14 protein-coding genes are annotated in these 17507 nt (G+C 72.2%); 6 read left to right on the top strand and 8 right to left on the bottom strand.

Translation table 11 applies throughout. The features are described from left to right. Nucleotides 1-147: 147 nt before the first annotated feature. The 7 genes from ACLQ3F_RS07070 to ACLQ3F_RS07040 form a co-directional block, all read right to left on the bottom strand. Nucleotides 148-873, bottom strand: a complete 726-nt coding sequence (locus ACLQ3F_RS07070; protein WP_425847244.1) for an HD domain-containing protein — start codon at nucleotides 871-873, stop codon at nucleotides 148-150. Between the two features lie 82 nt (nucleotides 874-955). Continuing rightward, a complete protein-coding gene (locus ACLQ3F_RS07065; RefSeq protein ID WP_425847243.1) occupies nucleotides 956-2311 on the bottom strand; it encodes a pectate lyase family protein in 1356 nt (451 codons plus the stop codon). Nucleotides 2312-2331: 20 nt separating this feature from the next. After that, entirely contained in the window at nucleotides 2332-3570 is a 1239-nt protein-coding gene (locus tag ACLQ3F_RS07060; protein WP_425847242.1) for a Gfo/Idh/MocA family protein, read from the bottom strand. Then, nucleotides 3560-5053, bottom strand: a complete 1494-nt coding sequence (locus tag ACLQ3F_RS07055) for a mannitol dehydrogenase family protein (RefSeq protein ID WP_357200863.1) — start codon at nucleotides 5051-5053, stop codon at nucleotides 3560-3562. Before ACLQ3F_RS07055 ends, ACLQ3F_RS07060 begins: the two co-directional genes overlap by 11 nt. Further along, nucleotides 5044-6348 (bottom strand): enolase C-terminal domain-like protein, encoded by a 1305-nt coding sequence (locus ACLQ3F_RS07050; RefSeq protein ID WP_425847241.1) that lies wholly within the window; start codon nucleotides 6346-6348, stop codon nucleotides 5044-5046. Before ACLQ3F_RS07050 ends, ACLQ3F_RS07055 begins: the two co-directional genes overlap by 10 nt. Continuing rightward, entirely contained in the window at nucleotides 6345-7778 is a 1434-nt protein-coding gene (uxaC, locus tag ACLQ3F_RS07045; RefSeq protein WP_425847240.1) for a glucuronate isomerase, read from the bottom strand. Before uxaC ends, ACLQ3F_RS07050 begins: the two co-directional genes overlap by 4 nt. A 25-nt stretch (nucleotides 7779-7803) precedes the next feature. Continuing rightward, nucleotides 7804-9132, bottom strand: a complete 1329-nt coding sequence (locus ACLQ3F_RS07040; protein WP_425847239.1) for a Gfo/Idh/MocA family protein — start codon at nucleotides 9130-9132, stop codon at nucleotides 7804-7806. 237 nt (nucleotides 9133-9369) lie between these two features. Between ACLQ3F_RS07040 and ACLQ3F_RS07035 the strand changes: the two genes are divergently transcribed. From ACLQ3F_RS07035 to ACLQ3F_RS07010, 6 genes are read left to right on the top strand one after another with little or no spacing between them, the layout of a single operon-like run. Beyond that, nucleotides 9370-10500, top strand: coding sequence for a LacI family DNA-binding transcriptional regulator (locus tag ACLQ3F_RS07035; protein WP_238688794.1), 1131 nt, complete (start codon nucleotides 9370-9372; stop codon nucleotides 10498-10500). Between the two features lie 19 nt (nucleotides 10501-10519). Continuing rightward, nucleotides 10520-11869, top strand: coding sequence for an ABC transporter substrate-binding protein (locus tag ACLQ3F_RS07030; RefSeq protein ID WP_425847238.1), 1350 nt, complete (start codon nucleotides 10520-10522; stop codon nucleotides 11867-11869). Nucleotides 11870-11904: 35 nt separating this feature from the next. Continuing rightward, complete coding sequence (locus tag ACLQ3F_RS07025) at nucleotides 11905-12891, top strand: carbohydrate ABC transporter permease (RefSeq protein ID WP_425847236.1); 987 nt, start codon at nucleotides 11905-11907, stop codon at nucleotides 12889-12891. Then, on the top strand, nucleotides 12891-13778 hold the full coding sequence (locus ACLQ3F_RS07020; RefSeq protein WP_425847235.1) for a carbohydrate ABC transporter permease: 888 nt from the start codon (nucleotides 12891-12893) through the stop codon (nucleotides 13776-13778). Before ACLQ3F_RS07025 ends, ACLQ3F_RS07020 begins: the two co-directional genes overlap by 1 nt. A 4-nt stretch (nucleotides 13779-13782) precedes the next feature. Beyond that, nucleotides 13783-14403, top strand: coding sequence for a hypothetical protein (locus ACLQ3F_RS07015; protein WP_425847234.1), 621 nt, complete (start codon nucleotides 13783-13785; stop codon nucleotides 14401-14403). Continuing rightward, nucleotides 14400-15245, top strand: coding sequence for a PmoA family protein (locus ACLQ3F_RS07010; RefSeq protein WP_425847232.1), 846 nt, complete (start codon nucleotides 14400-14402; stop codon nucleotides 15243-15245). The genes ACLQ3F_RS07015 and ACLQ3F_RS07010 overlap by 4 nt, the downstream gene beginning before the upstream one ends. A 7-nt stretch (nucleotides 15246-15252) precedes the next feature. Here the strand turns inward: ACLQ3F_RS07010 and ACLQ3F_RS07005 are convergent, their stop codons facing one another. Next, the gene (locus ACLQ3F_RS07005; RefSeq protein ID WP_425847231.1) at nucleotides 15253-17457 is read right to left on the bottom strand and encodes a hypothetical protein; all 2205 of its coding nucleotides are present in this window, start codon (nucleotides 17455-17457) and stop codon (nucleotides 15253-15255) included. Between the last annotated feature and the right edge of the window lie 50 nt (nucleotides 17458-17507).

Here is a 17507-nt window from a genome sequence, read left to right as displayed (position 1 = left end):
CCGAATCCTCTCGATTGGTCACACGCCGGAAAAACGAATCGAGAGGGGCATTTCCTCTCATTCGGCGCAAACCAACCGTAAGGCCCGAGGCTTCCGAGCAGATCTGAGAACTTGTCACGGAACCCGGTCGGGTGATCCGGGGACGGGTCAGTTCGACGCGGGCTGGTCGAGGATGGCGCTGAACCGCTCCTCGGCAAGGTCCAGCTGGCCGAAGATGTGCCGCTTCACCGCGGGCGACAACGGGGTGTCCGGCCGGCCGATCAGATCCCGGAACAGCGGCACCAGCGGGCGGTACTTGCGGGCCGACGAGATCACCTTCGGCCCGACCGTGTGGATCACGCCCACCCCGTTGTCGGTGAAGTCCGACACCTTGATCACCCGGGCCCAGGGCTCCCGGTCCAGACTGACCGCCAGATGCTCCCGGTACTGCGCGTTGCGGTCGCGCTCGGGGTCGTAGACCGGATTGGTGACGGCGGCGACCAGGGTGGCCACCCGAGGCCCGAACCGCGCGGCGAGCGCGGCCAGCGCGGCCCCGGTCGGGTCGGTGCCCGGCTCACCGTCGGCCAGCTCGACCGGATGGTCCTCCACCGCGTCGTGCAACAGACCGGCGACGATCACGTCCACGTCCCGCACCTGGTAGTGGTGCATCAGCCTGATCGCCACCCGAAGCAGGTGGTTCAGGTACGGCTCGCGGACGCGTCGATCGTCGCGGTGCAGTTCGGCGGCGAGGTCGAGCGCGGCGGTCAACCGCGCCCGGGCGGCATCGTCGAACTGCTGGATCTCCAACCGGAAACGTTCCAGCAGGCCCGGTTCGCCGTGGATCTCGGTGATCGCGTGCATCGGCATGCTGCCCAGGTGCGGCGGGAAGTCCATGCGTCACTTATAGCCGATCTTCACCAGATCGATGAGCCCGTACGTCGCCGACCCGACCGCGAGTCGCGGGCGCGCCGAGCCGTCAGATCGGCAGCCGGTCGGCGCCGGCGAGCGGGCCCACCAGGAGGGGGACCAGCGGCGCTGGCAGCACGGGGTCACGGCGCAGGGTGGGCGTCCAGCCCGCGTCCGCGGCCAGGTCGGGGTCATGTGTCGCGTTGTACGCCGCCAGCAGGTCGACCGGTCGGGCCGCGCCGCCGCCCTGACGGACCCAGGAGCCTCGCTCGGTCACTGCGGTGCCGCCCCAGTCGTAGAGCAGGTCCGCCGGGTCGACCGCCGCGTCCACAGTGAAGAAGTTGTTCTGTGCGTAGATCGCCGACTGGACACCGATGCCGAGCGCGTACTGGAAGTCGTCCCCACCGAGGCGGTAGTGGTTGTTGTAGACGTCGACCTGACCGAAACGCACCCGGGGCAGCCGTTGCAGGACGCCGTCGAAGAGGTTGTGGTGCACTGTGACCCGCAGCCGGCCCACGTCCGGGCCGACCGTGTTGGACGAGCCGATCAACAGCAGCTTGTCCCGACCGGTGAAGCGGTTCCAGGAGGCGGTGACCAGGCTGGCGGTGTGCGTGACGTCCAGCGACCCGTCGTGCACCTGGTACGGCCGACCGAAGTACACCGGCTGGGCGCTGTCCGGGTTGTCGCCGTCGGTGAAGGTGTTGTGGTCGACCCAGACGTTCTCGCTGCGGCGTACCGAGATCTGGTCGTACTGGCTGTTCCAGTTGCCGGCCTCGCCGTCGGTCGGCGACCAGGCGGGGAAGCAGTCCCGGGCGTCGACGAGGGTCAGGTTGCGGACGATGACGTTCGACGCCCGGTCGATCATGAGCGTGAGGCGGGTCAGTCGGGCGCCGCGCAGCCCGACGATCGTGGTGTTCGGGCCGACGTTGATCTGGGTCTGCCGGGTCTGGTTGGTCACCGAACGCACCCGCGCCTCCTCCAGTGGCCCGCTCGGTGGCACCCGTCCCCACACCGACGGGTCGTACGCGGCCAGGTAGGCGTCCAACCGGTATCCGGGGTCGGCCAGGTCGGCGCAGCTCAGCGGCGTGCCGTCAGGCCCCTCGAAGCCGTCGATCGCACCGTCGACGTAGATGAGCTTTCCGGTGGCGTCGGCGGCGTTGCCGGCGTTGTCGCCGCCCAGCGCGGCGACCAGTTCCGCCCGGCTGTGGACCACCCGGGTCCGCTCGGGGGTGGCCGCCGAGCCGCCGGTGGTGCCGGGGCCGTCGGCCGCCCAACCGTCGCGCTCGGGCAGTGTCTGCCGGCCGAGGCGGTCGGCCAACCAGGAGAGCCGGTCGGCGGACGGGACGTCCGGACGGGCAGCGGCGGCGGCCGGGGCGGCGCCGAGGAGAAGGGCGACAACCGTGGCGCCGCCGAGGACTCTGCGCATCGACTCACTCCGTTCGCTGATCATGGGACCTGTCGGTTGTTCGTCTGTCCCGCCAGCTCGGCGCGGTACGCGCCGGACGCCCACGGCACCCCCAGCTCGCTCGGCAGCGCCCCCCGCTCGGCCGCCCGGCGCAACACGTCGACGACGCCCCGCAGGTGGCGGACCCGCTCCCCGCCCTCGCCGAGGGTGGTCACCAACTCGCCGTCGAGCAGCCGGGGCTCCGGCGCGGGCCGCAACGCGTCCAGCAGCGCGGTGAACGGCGCGGTACGGGCCAGCGGCGCGATCAGTGGCACGCCCGACGGGTCGACCCGGTGGGCGAGCAGGTTCTCCAGCAGCCCCAGCCGCCCCGGCACCCGGCGGGTCACCACGTCCCCGGGCAGGCGCAGCCGGTCGGTCGGGTACTCCAGCACCGCCTGCCCCGTCGTACCGGTCACCACCACCTCGCCCGCCACGAACTCCTCGGCGGCCAGGGTCACCGCCACCAGCACCGGCGGCCCGGCGCGGAACCGGACCCGCAACACGGCGGTGTCCTCCACCTCGATCGGCCGGACCCGATAGCGTTCCACCTCGATCGCGACCGGCCACGGCGTCGCCCCGGCGAGCGCCTCGGCGATCGCCAGGCACTGCATCACCGCGTGCGCGAGCGGGTTGACGAGAGCGCCGTCCAGCACCGGCCGGCCGTCCACCGTCCGTCGACCGGCCCAGGGGGAGCGGGCGTAGTAGGCGTCCGGCCGTTGCCAGGCGGCGACGGTGGAGATGCCGGTGACAGTGCCCAGCCGGCCGGCGGCCAGCGCGTCGGTCAGCGCGGTGAGGGCCGCCGAGCCGAGCGCCTGGAAGCCGACCTGGGCCACCCGACCGGCGGCGGTGAGGGCCCAGGTCAGCTCCTCGTGCTCGGCCAGCGACAGCACCGGCGGCTTCTCCAGCAGCAGATCCGCGCCGGTGGCCAGGGCGTCGCGGGCGATCGCCAGATGGGTGTGCGGAGGCGTGCAGATCACCACCACCTCCGGTCGGGTGGCGGCGAGCATCGTCCGGTGGTCGGTGAACACCGCCACCCCGGGCGGCACCGGGGCGGCCGGGTCGTCCTCCACCGGTCGGACGTCGACCAGGGCGACCAGCCGCAGCCGACCGGCGGCGTGCAGGGGCGCGATGACCCGCCGGTGCCAGCGACCGTGCCCGTTCGCCCCGATCACCGCCACCCGGGGCGGCGGGGTGGCCCCGCTCACCGCCGACCGGCCCGGGCGGACCCGCTCACCGCGCACCGGCCAGGGTGGCCTCGACGCCGTGCCGCTCCAACGCGGTCAGCCAGGCGATCACATCGGCGCGGACCTCGTCGTCCTCGGCCACCTCCACCGGGATGACGTCGCGCAGCGCGAAGACCGCGTCGACAGCGCCCGCCGGGCTCTGCGAGCCGGCGTCCAGGGCGGCCCGGATCGGCCCCGCCAGTGGGTCCTGGAACGGCAACGGCCGGCCGTCGTCGGCGTACCCCAGCGCGAAGCGCAACCAGGACGCCACGACCAGCGCGCCCCAGCGCGCGGACCGGCCGGTCGCGCGCAGGTCGGCGATGGTGTGCAGGACGCGCTGCGGCAGCTTCTGCGAGCCGTCGATAGCCACCTGGAGGGTGCGGTGGTGGATCGCCGGGTTACCGAAACGGGCGAGGGCCTGCTCGCCGTAGTCGACCACCCGCACCCCGTCCGGCGGGGTGAAGCTGGCCGCCACGTCCTCGGCGATCAGCCGGCGCAGCACGTCACGCAGGTGCGGGATCTCCAGCGCGTCGGCAATGGTCTCCCGACCGGCCAACGCTCCGAGGTAGGCGATGGCGGAGTGCACCCCGTTGAGGGCGCGTAGCTTCAACCGCTCCCACGGGCCGGCGTCGTCGGTGAGCACCGCCCCGGCGAACTCCCAGCCGGGCCGACCGCCGGGGAAGTCGTCCTCGATCACCCACTGCGCGTACGGCTCGGCGGCCACGGCGGCCAGGTCGGTCACGCCGAGCGCCCGCCGGGCCGCCTCGATCGTCTCCGGGGTGCTGGCCGGCACGATTCGGTCCACCATGGTGCCCGGGCAGGTGACGTTGCCGGCCACCCACTCGACGAGCCCGGCGGGCACCCCGCCGGCCCGGCCGACCGCCTGGTCGAGCATGCCGCGCAGTCGACGACCGTTGGCCGGCAGGTTGTCGCAGCTCACCAGAGCCACCGGACCGGCGTCCGCGGCGGCCCGGGCGGCCAGCCCGCGCAGCAGCAGCCCCGGCACCGTGGTCGGCGCTCGGCCGCCGGCCAGGTCCGCGGCGAGCGCCGAGTCCGCGGACAGTCGGCCGGTCACCGGGTCGAGGTGGTACGCCTTCTCGGTGACGGTCAGGGTCACCACGCGGACCGCCGGGTCGGCGAGCAACGCCACCACGGCGTCCGGGTCGCTGGGAGCGTGCCGGACCCCGCTCAGCGCACCCACCACCCGGGTGGAGCTGCCGGCCGCGGAGAGGGCGCTGACGCTGAACAGGTTGTCCTGAGCGGCGATCGCCTCGACCACCGCCGTGCTGCGCGGCGCGACCGCCACGATGCCCCAGTCACCCCCGGCCGCGCCGACCGCCGCCTCGGTGAACACGGCCTGGTGGGCCCGGTGGAACGCGCCCAACCCCAGGTGTACGACGCCGGTCGGCACGGTGCCCGGCCGGATCAGCGGGCGGGCCTCGGCGGGCAGCCGGCGCAGCATGCCCAGGCCGAGCCGGGAGGCCCCGACGGTCACTGCCATGCCGGGCCGTCCGGGAAGCGGAACTCCGCGATCGACGCGGGTTGCATGGTGGCGCTGTATCCGGGCCGTTCGGGCAGCAGGTAGCGGCCACCGCGGGTCCGCACCGGATCGACGAAGTGCTCGTGCAGATGGTCGACGTACTCGATCATCCGACCATCCAGACCGGCGCCCACCCGCAGGTAGTCGAAGATCGCCAGGTGCTGGACGTACTCGCAGAGGCCCACGCCGCCGGCGTGCGGGCAGACCGGCACGCCGAACTTCGCCGCCAGTAGCAGCTCGGCCAGGACCTCGTTGACGCCGCCGACCCGGCAGGCGTCGACCTGCATCACCCCGATCGCCTCGGCCTGAAGAAGCTGCTTGAAGATCACCCGGTTGGCGGCCACCTCACCGGTGGCCACCCGGCAGCGACCGCCGGTCAACTCGCCCACCGCGCGGGCGATCCGGGCGTGCCCGAGGATGTCGTCGGCGTGGGTGGGCTCCTCGATCCAGTACGGGTCCACCTCGGCCAGCGCCGCCATCGCGGTGATCGCCTCGTCGACGTCCCAGACCTGGTTGGCGTCCATCATCAACAGCGCGTCCGGGCCGATCTCCTCCCGGATGATCCGGGCCCGCCGCAGATCGTCGGCGAGCGGGCCGCCGACCTTCATCTTCATCGCCCGCCAGCCGTCGGCGTACGCCTGCCGGGTCAGCGCCCGCACCTTGTCATCGGGGTAGCCGAGCCAACCGACCGATGTGGTGTACGACGGGAAACCGTCACGTTCGAGGGTGGCGAGCCGGTCGGTCAGCCCGTCGCGTCCCTTGTCGAGGATGGCGGCCGCCTCGTCCGGGGTGAGCGCGTCGGTGATGTGCTTGAAGTCGACGCTGGCCACGAGCTCGTCGGTGGGCAGGTCGGCGAGGAAGCGCCACATCGGCTTGCCGGCCAGTGTGGCCCGCAGATCCCACACCGCGTTGACCAGCGCGCCCGTCGCCATGTGGATGACGCCCTTCTCCGGGCCCAGCCAGCGCAGCTGCACGTCGGCGCTGAGCGAGCGCCAGAACGCCACCGGCTCGGCCGTGATCTCCTCGATGGTGCGTCCCTGGACGTGGTGGGCGAGGGCACGCACCGCCGCACAGGTGATCTCGTTGCCCCGGCCGTTGGTGAAGGTGAACCCGGCGCCGGTCGGGCCGGCATCGGTGCCCAGCTCCACGTACGTCGCCGAGTAGTCGCCCCGGTTGATCGCGTCGGAGCCGTCGCCCCGGGCGGCGGTGGGGAACCGCACGTCGTGCACCTCGACGGAGGTGATGGTGACGGTCACTGGTCAGCCCTTCCGAAGTTGAAGACCCGCTTGGGCAGCCGGTACGCCAGGTCGACGATGGTCTCCGCGGCCTCGTCCAAGGGCAGCCGGTGCTCGGCGACGAGCCGGGCCAGGAAGCCGGCGTCCACCCGGCGGGCCACGTCGTGGCGTACCGGGATGGAACAGAACGCCCGGGTGTCGTCGACGAACCCGGTGGTGTTGTAGAAGCCGGCGCTCTCGGTCACCGCCTCCCGGAACCGGCGCAGCACCTCCGGGGAGTCCAGGAACCACCAGGGCGCGCCGAGCAGCAGCGCGGCGTACCCGCCCGCGAGGGGCGCCAGCTCGCGGGTGAAGGTGTCCTCGTCGAGGGTGTAGAGCACCAGTCGCAGCCGGGGGTCGTTGCCGTAGCGTTCCAGCAGCGGGGCGAGCGCGTGCACGTACTCGGTGGCCTGCGGGATGTCGCCGCCGACGTCGCGACCGTGCCGGGCGTGCAACCACCGGTTGTGGTTGCGCACCGCGCCGGGGTGCAGCTGCATGACCAGGCCGTCGTCGAGCGACATCCGGGCGAACTCCACGAGCATGTGCGCCCGGAACGCCTCCGCGTCGGCGGCGTCGGCCTCGCCGCGCCGACCCCGGTCGTAGAGCCGCTCGGCCTCGGCCGGGGTCAGATCCAGGGTGCGCGCGGTGGGGTGGCCGTGGTCGGAGGAGGTGGCGCCGGCGGCGATGAACGCGGCGCGTCGGGCCCGCAACGCCGCCAGGTAGCCGGTGTAGGTGCCGGTGTCCTCGCCGGCCGGGTCGCCGAGACGGTCCACGTTGGTCGACCAGCCCTCGAACTCCATGTCCACCACGTCGTCCGGGCGGAACGTGGTGACCACCCGGCCGCCCGGCCCGCCCCACCCGTCGGCGGCGAGTTTGGCGTGCTGCGCGAGGTCGTCCAGCGGCGACTCGGTGGTCGCGAGGACCTCGATGTTGAACCGCTCGAACAGCGCCCGGGGCCGGAAGCCCGGCTCGGCGAGCCGGGCCGCGATCTCGTCGTAGATGGCGTCGGCGGTGCCCGGGCGGAGCGGGGTGTGCACCCCGAAGACGGTGCGGAAGGTCTGCTCCAGCCACAGCCGCGAAGGGGTGCCCCGGAACAGGTGCCAGTGCGCGGCGAAGCGTCGCCAGATCACCCGGCCGTCGGTCTCCACCGGGCTGCCGTCGCGGGTCGGCACCCCCAGATCCGCCGGGGGTACGCCCTGACTGAGCAGCATCCGGGTCAGGTAGTGATCGGGCACGATGAGCAGCTGCGCCGGGTCCGGGAAGGGTCGGTCCTCGGCGAGCAGGGCCGGGTCGACGTGCCCGTGCGGCGAGACGATGGGTTGCTCCGCCGCCAGGGCGTACAGCTCCCGGGCCAGCGCGCGCTGGCCCGGCTCGGGCGGCAGGAGCAGGTCGGTGTGGTCGAACGTGGGCACTGAGTGGGGCTCCTCGTCTCCTGTGTCAGCGGGGGGTGAGCAGGTCGGCGACGCGGACGGGTTGGCCGGTCTCGAAGGATCGGTTGGCGGCCAGGCCGGTGAGCAGGGCCAACGCGCCGTCGTCGGCGGTCGCGGCGCGGCCCAACGGGTCGGGTTGACCGCCGAGGAGCACCCCGGTCATCCGGGCGTCCGCGCCGCCGTGCCCGTGCCGGCTGCGGCCCTCCACCGGGATCTGCCGGGGCGGGGCCCAGAACGGGCGCAGGGTAAGCGTCGCACCACCGCCCTCGGCCGGCGCCTCGGCACCGTGCAGCGCGGCGCCCTTGACCGCGCCGGCGGTGCCCCGGTCGACGTAGTCGTTCTCGGCCACGTTCAGCTCCAGTCGGCCCCGGCTGCCGTTGACCATCACCCGGTAGCCCTCCCAGGGCGCGTACGCGGTGAGGTGGTAGGTCATGGTGGCGCCGGTGGAGTAGCGGGCCAGCACCGCCATGTCGTCCTCGATGCTCACCCCGGGCGCGAAGACGTTGCGGTCGCGCTGGTAGCCGTCCTCGGCCTCGGCGTCGAGGTACAGCTCGCGCAGCCGGGGATGCGCGTCCAGCCGCAGGGCGAACGGGTCGTCGGCGGCGGCGGGGGAGCCGTGCGCCCGGTCGTAGTCGCGGGCGTACCCGTGCCGGCGACCGTCCTCGCCGTAGAAGAAGAGTCGGCCGGCCGCGTAGACCTCGACGGGCGTGGCGGCCAGCCACCAGTTGACCAGGTCGAAGTGGTGGCTGGCCTTGTGCACCATCAGCCCGCCGGAGGTGGCCTTGTCGCGGTGCCAACGGCGGAAGTAGTCGGCGCCGTGGCGGACGTCGAGCAGCCACTCGAAGTGCACCGAGCCGATCTCGCCGACCGCGCCCTCGGCGAGCAGCCGGCGAACCTGTTCGTGCAGCGGGTTGTAGCGGTAGTTGAAGGCGACTGTCACCCGCCCGCCGGTCTCGGCGACCGCGTCCAGGATCCGCCGGCAGCGGGCCGCGTCCACTGTCATCGGCTTCTCGGTGACGACCTCCCGGCCGGCGCGCAGCGCTGCCACCACGTACTCGTCGTGGGTGACGTCCACGCTGGTGACCAGGACGACGTCGACGCGTTCGGCGTCCAGCATGGTCGCGAAGTCACCGGCCGGGTACGTGGTCACCGGGCGGTGACCCAGCTCGCCCAGCCAGCGGTTGTGCGCGTCCATCCGGGCCTGGTTCACGTCGGCGAAGGCGACCAGCTCGGTGGTGTCGGCGTGGTCGAGCACCAGCGCCCGGACGAACATCTCGGCTCGCGCCCCGGTGCCCACGACGGCGTACCGGACCCGTCCGGCGGCTCTCGGTGACATGCGGTCGCCTCCCGTGGGTGCTGCAAAGGTTTGCAGTGAAGTAATCACGATCGATGCGTTCACGTCAACGAAGACGGCGTGATCGGCGTCATTTGTCGGCGTTTGAGGGGTTGCAGGTGACCAAGGGGAGTGTGGGTGCAACGAAGCCGTAATCATTGACCGTTGACACTGGCGCAACCGTTTGCATTAATGGGCCACACCTGCGTGACCGCCACCACATCGGACGAAGGGGCCGCCGTGCCAGTCACCATCCGGGACGTCGCCCGGGCGTCCGGTGTGCACATCTCCACCGTGTCCCGCACCTTCTCCGCTCCCCACCTGGTCAACCCGGAGACCCGGGTCCGGGTGCTGGCCTGCGCGGAGGACCTGGGCTATCGGCCCAACCGCGCCGCCCGAGCCCTGATCACCGGGCGGACGCACAACATCGGGCTGATCATCGCGGACATCGCGAACCCGTTCTTCCCGCCGCTGATCAAGGCGGCGGAGAGTCAGGCCCGGCACCGCGACTACCACGTCTTCGTGGCCGACACCAACGAGGACCCGACCGCCGAGGAAGAACTGGTCCACGCGCTGGCCAAGCAGGTGGACGGGGTGCTGCTGTGCAGCCCCCGGATGAGCAACAGCCTGATCGAGCAGCTCAGCCGCGAGGTGCCACTGGTCGTGGTGAACCGTCAGGTGACCGGCCTGCCCTGCGTGCTGATGGACGTCGGGCAGGGCGCCCGGTCGGCGATCGAGCACCTGGTCGGCCTGGGACACCGCAGCATCGCGCTGCTCGGTGGCCCGCGCAGCTCGTGGACCAACCGGGAGATGCGCCGTGCCGCCGGCGCGGCCGCCCGAGCCGGTGGCGCGGAGCTGACCATGCTCGGCCCCAACGCGCCCACCGAGGTCGGCGGTTCCGCCGTCGCCGAGCAGGTGCGACGCAGCGGTGTGTCGGCAGTGCTCGCCTACAACGACCTGATGGCGATCGGCCTGATCGAGGGGCTGGACGCGCTCGGGGTCCGGGTGCCGCAGGAGGTGAGCGTCGTCGGGGTCGACGACATCACCCTGAGCCGGCTGACCCGACCCAAACTGACGACGGTGGCCACACCCACCGGGGCCGCCGGCCGGACGGCCGTCGACATGCTGCTGCAACAGGACATCGAGTCACCGCGCGGTGCGCGGGGGTCCGGTGCCGGCACGGCGCTCGGCGTCCGTCGTACCACCGCACAGGTAATGCTCCAGACCGACCTGGTCATCCGCGACTCGACCGGCCCGGGCCCGTACGCCCGACCGGCACGTCCCCTGGCCGCACCACGTGGCCCGGGCCCGCATTGCCCTGCGGACCCGGGCATCCCGACTGCGGCCACCGGTGACGCCGTCGCCTCCTAATGCCGAGGAGTGAGCGCACATGCACCCCGCAACGCCCCCCACCACTGACGCGTCCGTCGGGCGCGCCCACCGTACCCCGCTGCCCCGGCGGCACCTGCTGCGTGGCCTGCTCGCCGTGACGGTCGCCGCACCGCTGATGTTCGGCGCTGCCGCCTGCGGAGACGACGACGGCGGCGCCGCCGACCCGAACGCGCCGGTGAAGCTCTCGATCTTCTGGTGGGGCGGCGACGCCCGGGCCAAGCTGACCGAGGACGCGCTGGCGCTCTACACCAAGAAGCACCCGAACGTGACCTTCGAGAAGACCTGGCAGGCCAACCAGGGCTACTTCGACAAGCTGGCCACCCTCACCGCCGGCGGCAATCCGCCGGACCTGTTCCAGATCGACGACAACTACCTCGCCGAGTACGCGGCCCGCAACACCACGCTCGACCTGACCTCGTACCAGGAGTCCGGGAAGCTGGACACCTCCAAGTTCCCCGAGAGCCTGTGGAAGTACGGCGTCGTCGACGGCAAGCTCGCCGGCCTGGCAGCCGGGGAGAACACCCAGGGTCTGGTCTACAACAAGACGCTGCTGACCAAGCACAACCTGCCCGAGCCGACCACCGGTATGAGCTGGGAGCAGCACATCGCCTGGGCCGAGCAGGTCACCGCGAAGACCAAGGTGCCCGGCACCCAGGACCCGAGCGCCGACTACAAGGCGTTCTGGGTCTGGCTGCGCCAACAGGGCAAGGACCTCTACAAGGGCAAGGAGCTGGGCTTCACGGCCGAGGACGTGACCAAGTGGTTCGACCTGTGGAAGGGCGCCCGGGACCGCAAGGCCACCCCGAGCGCCGACGTCATCCACGAGGGCAACTCCAGCGACGTCACCAAGCAGTTGGTGGTCACCGGCAAGTCGGCGACCTCCTGGGTCTGGGCCAACCAGATGCCGGACCTGAAGAAGAACACCAAGGACGAACTGGGCGTGATCGCCTACCCCGGTGACCCGAGCGCGCAGTGGGCCCGTGCCTCGATGTACTGGTCGGTGTTCAAGGGCAGCAAGAACAAGGACGTCGCCGTCGACGTGATCAACTTCCTGAACAACGACGTCGAAGCGGTCAAGCTGCTCGGCACCGACCGTGGTCTGCCGTCCAACCTGGACCTGCGCCGGGTGGTCAGCGACGACACCACCGACCCGGCCATGAAGCAGTCCATCGCCGTCGAGGCGGAGCTGACCCAGAAGTTCGGCGAGTCGCCGCAGGTGCCGATCAAGGGCCACAGCAAGGTGAAGTCCGAGCTGATCAAGGCCGCCGAGAACGCGCAGTACGGCCGGGCCACCCCCGCCGAGGCCGCCACCCAGTTCATCGAGGCGTGCAAGTCCGCCATCGCCTGACCGCCCGCGAGGCGAGGCGAGGAGAGGAGCTGTTCGTGGCGTTGACCACGGCGCCCGACCCGACCCGACGCGGCCCCGGATCCGTGGGGGGGGGCCCCCCGCGGGGGGGGGGCCCCCCACGGATCCGGCACAGCGAAGGTCTGGCGGGGTACGTCTTCCTGTCGCCGTGGCTCATCGGCCTGATGGGTGTCACGGCGATCCCCATGCTGCTGTCGCTCTACCTGAGCTTCACCAACTACGACATCCTCACCCCCTTCTCCGAGGTGGAGTGGGTGGGGTTGGCCAACTACGAGCGGATGTTCACCGCCGACCCGTCGTACTGGCACGCGGTGCGGGTCACGCTGACCTTCGCGTTGATCGCCGTACCGCTGAAGCTGGCCGCGGCGCTCGGCGTGGCGCTGCTGCTCAACCGCGCCTGGCGCGGCGTCGGGTTGTTCCGCGGGCTGTTCTACCTGCCGTCCCTGCTCGGCGGCAGCGTCGCGCTCGCCATCGTCTGGGTCAACATGTTCAACCGCGACGGCGCGTTCAACTCGCTGCTGAGTCTTTTCGGCATCACCGGCAAACCGTGGGTCAACGACCCCGACTGGGCCCTCGAAACACTGATGGTGCTGGCCATCTGGCAGTTCGGCGCACCGATGGTGATCTTCCTGGCCGGGCTCAAGCAGGTGCCCACCGAGCTGTACGAGGCCGCGTCCGTCGACGGGGCCGGCCGGTTCCGCCAGTTCCGCAACGTCACCCTGCCGATGCTCTCCCCGGTCATCTTCTTCAACCTGGTGCTGGAGACCATCAACGGCTTCCAGGGCTTCACCGCCGCGTTCGTGCTCAGCAACGGCACCGGCGGGCCGGTCGACTCCACCCTGATGTACACGCTGAACCTCTACATCACCGGCTTCACCGACCTCAACATGGGCTACGCCTCGGCGATGGCCTGGGTGTTTTTGCTCGCCATCGCGGTCATCACCGCGATCTTCTTCAGCACCGGACGGTTCTGGGTGCACTACTCCGACGGGGAGGACCGGTGATGGTGGCGGTGACCCCGACGACCGCAGCGCCGCCGAACGTGCGCCGACGCCCCGGCGGCCGGCCCGTGCTGCGACTGCTGATCCTGGTGGCGATCGTCGCCGTGGTGCTCTACCCGCTGATCTGGATGGTGGGCACCTCGCTGAAGTCCCAGGAGGAGATCGTCAACAACGTCGGGCTGCTGCCCGAACGGTTCACCCCGGGCAACTACACCGCCGGGTGGTCCAACTTCGACGTCAGCTTCGGCCGGTTCTTCCTCAACAGCGCCATGGTCAGCCTGCTCACCGTCATCGGCAACGGGTTCTCCTGCCTGCTGGCCGCGTACGCCTTCGCCCGGCTGCGGTTCCGGCTGCGCGGCATGTGGTTCGCCGTCATGATCGGCACGCTGCTGCTGCCGCAGCACGTGTTGATCGTGCCGCAGTACATCCTGTTCCGCACGCTCGGGCTGGTCGGCGGTGACTGGCCGTACCTGCCGCTGCTCATCCCGCAGTTCCTGGCCACCGAGGCGTTCTTCGTCTTCCTCATGGTGCAGTTCATGCGGGGCGTACCCCGGGAGCTGGACGAGGCGGCCCGCATCGACGGCGCCGGCCCGTTCGGCATCTTCCGGCACATCATCCTGCCGCTGAGCCGCCCGGCGCTGGTCACCACGGCGATCTTCTCGTTCATCTGGACCTGGAACGACTTCTTCCGCCAACTGGTCTTCCTGTCCCAACTGGAGGACTACACCGTCCCGGTCGCGCTGACCCTGTTCATCGACTCGACCAGCCAGAGCGCGGTCGGCCCGATGTTCGCCATGTCGGTGCTGTCGCTGCTGCCGGTCTTCCTGTTCTTCGTCGCGTTCCAGCGGATGCTCGTCGAGGGGATCAACACCAGTGGCATCAAGGGCTGAACCTGTGGACACCGGCGGGCGGCGGGACTGGCGCGACGTCGCCCGCGACGCCGCGGACCTGGCACTGCTGGGCATCCTGCTGACCCTCGCGGCGGTCCCCCTGCTCACCGCCGCCGCGGCGGCGGGAACGGCCAGCGCGGCGGTGCACGACTGGACGCGTACCGGCAGTTGGCCCTCGGCACGCACGACAGCGCGCCGGTTCGGCCGCGCGGTGCTGCCCGGTGTGCCGGTCAGCCTGCTCGCGCTCGCCGCCACCGCGCTGCTCGCCGCCGACCTGGCGGCGCTGGCCACCGGCCGGGTGCCGGGCGGGCCGGCTGCGCTGCTGGTGACGGCGCTGGTCGCGGCCGGCCTGGCCGGGTACGCCGGGCTGGTCGTCGTCGAGGTGGGCGGCAACGGGGGCGTGCGGTGGCGGGCCTCGGCCCGCTCCGCCGCGCGCGCCTGCCTCGACGTGCCCTCCCGCTGGGCGGCGCTCACCGGGCTCGTCACGCTCGCCGGGCTGCTCACCGTCCTGGTCACCCCGGTCGCGGTGCCGATCCTCGCCGGCTACACGGTGGCAGCCCTGCACGCCGTCGCCAATCGCCGGCCGGTCTCCGTCGCCGTCGCCGGTCCTGGGGAGCTGCCGTGAGCGGGGAGCCGGTGCGGCTGACGGTCGGGGCCACGGAGGTGGCCGAGTACGTGCTCGACCCGGCGCTGGACGCGCGGCACGGTCCCCGGCCGTACCTGCACCCGGTGCGTACGCTCGGCGGAACGGTGGTCACCGACGCGCTCCCCGCCGACCACGTGTGGCACCTCGGCGCGTCCCTCGCGGTCCAGGACGTCGACGGCAGCAACCTCTGGGGCGGGCGCACCTACGTCCGCGACGTCGGCTACACCTGGCGCGACGACCACGGCGTCATCGCGCACACCGGTGAGGTCGAACGGTCCCCGGGCCGGTACGCGCACGATCTCCAGTGGCGCGACCGGACCGGCGGGGTGCTGCTGACCGAGCGGAGGTGGCTCGCCGCGTCGGTGGTCACGCCGGACGCCTGGCGCCTCGACGTGGAGTCCGTCCTCGTCGCCCCGGACGACCGGGAGATCCCGCTGGGCAGTCCGGCCACCAACGGCCGCCCGGGTGGGGCCGGCTACGGCGGGTTCTTCTGGCGGGCCGCCGCCGACGGCGAACCGGCGGTGTTCACCGCCGACGCGGTCGGGGAGGAGACGGTCAACGGCAGCGCGGCGTCGTGGCTCGCGCTGACCGGCGCCCGGTCGGGCGGCGGGGCGTACACCCTGGTCTTCTCGGGGCTCGGCCGCGACGACAGGTGGTTCGTGCGGACCGGGATGTATCCGGGGGTCTGTGTGGCGTTCGCGTTCGACCGTCCGGCGGTGGTGCCGGCCGGTGGGAGCCGGCACGGCCAATACCGGGTGTGGGTGGCCGACGGGACCCTGGACCGGGACGCGGTGACGGCCCTGGTCGCGCTGACGCCGTGAGTGCGGATCAACCGGACCGGTCGATCAGCTCACGGATCGCGACCTGGTACGCGGCCTGGGTGTGGTACGGCCAGTGTCCTTCGATCGGCGGCGGCACGGTGTCCGCCGGGTCGATGGTCAGGCTGCGGGGATCACGCAGTCGGACGTCGACGTCCGGCGGTGTTCCGGGCGAGACCGGAGGGAAGATCGGCCCGCCGATCGGGTCGGTGTCCCGCCACAGGTTGCGCCACCGCCATCCGATCCGCCCACCCAGGTCGTGCAGCGTCCGCGGTCCGAAGTACGCGGGGTAGAGCCGCGCGTAGGTGCGCCGCAGCGGTGACCCGTAGGTCAACAGCGACACCCGGGTCAGCACGGCCGGCGGTAGGTGCAGGATGGTGGCGGCGGCGAGCACCGAGCCGTGGCTGTGCCCGGAGATGACCACCGGGCCCCGCGCGGTGAGCCCGGTGACCCGTTTCGCCAGCTCCGGGACGGCGCGGGCGGCGTAGCAGGGCGGCGCGAACGGGTGGACCGTCCGGGGCCAGAAGGTGCCCAGGTCCCACAGCACCGCCACCACCCGCCGGGTCTGCGCCGACCGGTACGCGCGGAACCCGAGGATCAGCAGGCAGATCACCAGCAGGCTGATCACCCAGACACCGGCGTCGGTGACGTAGGCGAGCACGACGGCCGCGCGGCCGTCCCCGCCCAGCCGGTCCGCGAGCTGGGTGGGACCGATCCCGATCACGTCGAAGGCGACGGTGGCCAGCCCGAGCGACGCGATCAACAGGAACGCGAGCAGCACCGGGCCGAGCTCCTCGGTGACCCGGGACCGGGCGATGGTCTCCCGGACCAGGCGCAGCCGGTGCGCGTCCGCCGCCGGCACGTCGGGGTAGTCCCGTTCGATGATCCGTGCCGCCAACCGCCGTCGCCGTCGCCGGCTCAGCAGGAGGGTCACCGAGGTCACCGCCGCGCCGATCAGCAGCGCGGCGAGCCCGGCGAGCGCTGCCCACCAGTAGGCCACCGGCGGGTCCAGCGGGCCGACGATCGGCGGGTTGGGCCGGATCGGGTCGGGGATGTCGCCGTGGTCGAGGGCGTCGGCGACGCGGTAGACCAGAGTCGCGGTGAAGGCAGCGCCGATGCTCACCGCCGCCGCAGCCATGACCGGGGTGCCCAGCCCGCGCAGGACGGGACGCTCGTCGCCGGGGGCGGCACGCTGGCGGGTGTACGTGACGACGGTGAGCACGACGAGCAGGACACCCTGCGTGGCGACCACCCCGGCGGCGGCGCCCTCGTACCCGGGCAGCTTGCCCGAGCCGGACGGTGTCGCGTCCGCCAGCGTGGCCGAGCCGAGGCACAACACGGTCGTCACCGCTGTGGTCGCCCACAGGGTTCGCAGGATCCGTCGGGCCCGCACCGGGCTGGTCGGCACGGGCAGGGCGAGGAGCACCACGCTAGCCCCGAGCAGGCCGACGGCGATCACGAACAGCACGACGTGACCGATCCCGCCCGGTGCGACGCCGGCCAGCAGTGCGACGTTCAGCGTCCCGATGCCGAGCACCACATGGACCTGCCGTAGCCAACCGGTGACGTGCGCGTCCTGCCAGAAACCGGCGTCGGTGAGGCTCTGGTCCCGGTCGTCGGACCGGGGTTGCGCCGCCGACGGGCCGAACCCCTCGAAGGCCCGCGCCGACCGGGTGCCGATGGCCCAGACGACCCACAGCGCCAGCAGGGGAACGAGCGACAGCAGGGCCAGCCGGGGCCCGGTCGGGACGGTGTGCAACCAGGCCAGGTAGGGGCGGCTGGCCCGGCACCCGGGGTACGGCACGCACTGCCAGCCGACCAGGTCGAGTGTGACGCCCACCGCCGCCAGCACGAACGTGGCCGTGAGGGTGCCGGCGAGCACCCGGCACAGCAGGCCGAGCAGCCCCCACCTGTCGTGCCCCGCCGGCCGGAGCCAGATCGCCAGGTTGCTCAACATGAAGGGCAGCAGCAGCAACATCGAGGCCGTCCGTACCGCCGCGCCGGCGGTCAGCGAACCCCAGCGGTACGCCTCGACGGCAACCCCGTCGGTGGCCCCGCCGGCGGTGCCGCTGCCCGGCCGGGGCCGGAAGAAGCCCGCATGCGTGTTCCCGGCGACCCGGGTCACGATCGGGTGGTCGAGGATCCGCTCGGCGGTGACGCCGGAGATGCCGTGCACGCGCAGCTCCACGGCGTCGCGGCCCGGCGTCTCGTCCACGCCGTCAGGGTCACAGACAATCCAGCCAGGCGCTGCCGATACCGCAAAGG

It is taken from the genome of Micromonospora sp. DT15, assembly GCF_049841475.1.
Lineage (GTDB): Bacteria > Actinomycetota > Actinomycetes > Mycobacteriales > Micromonosporaceae > Micromonospora.
This window is presented reverse-complemented; position numbering and strand designations above follow the sequence as displayed.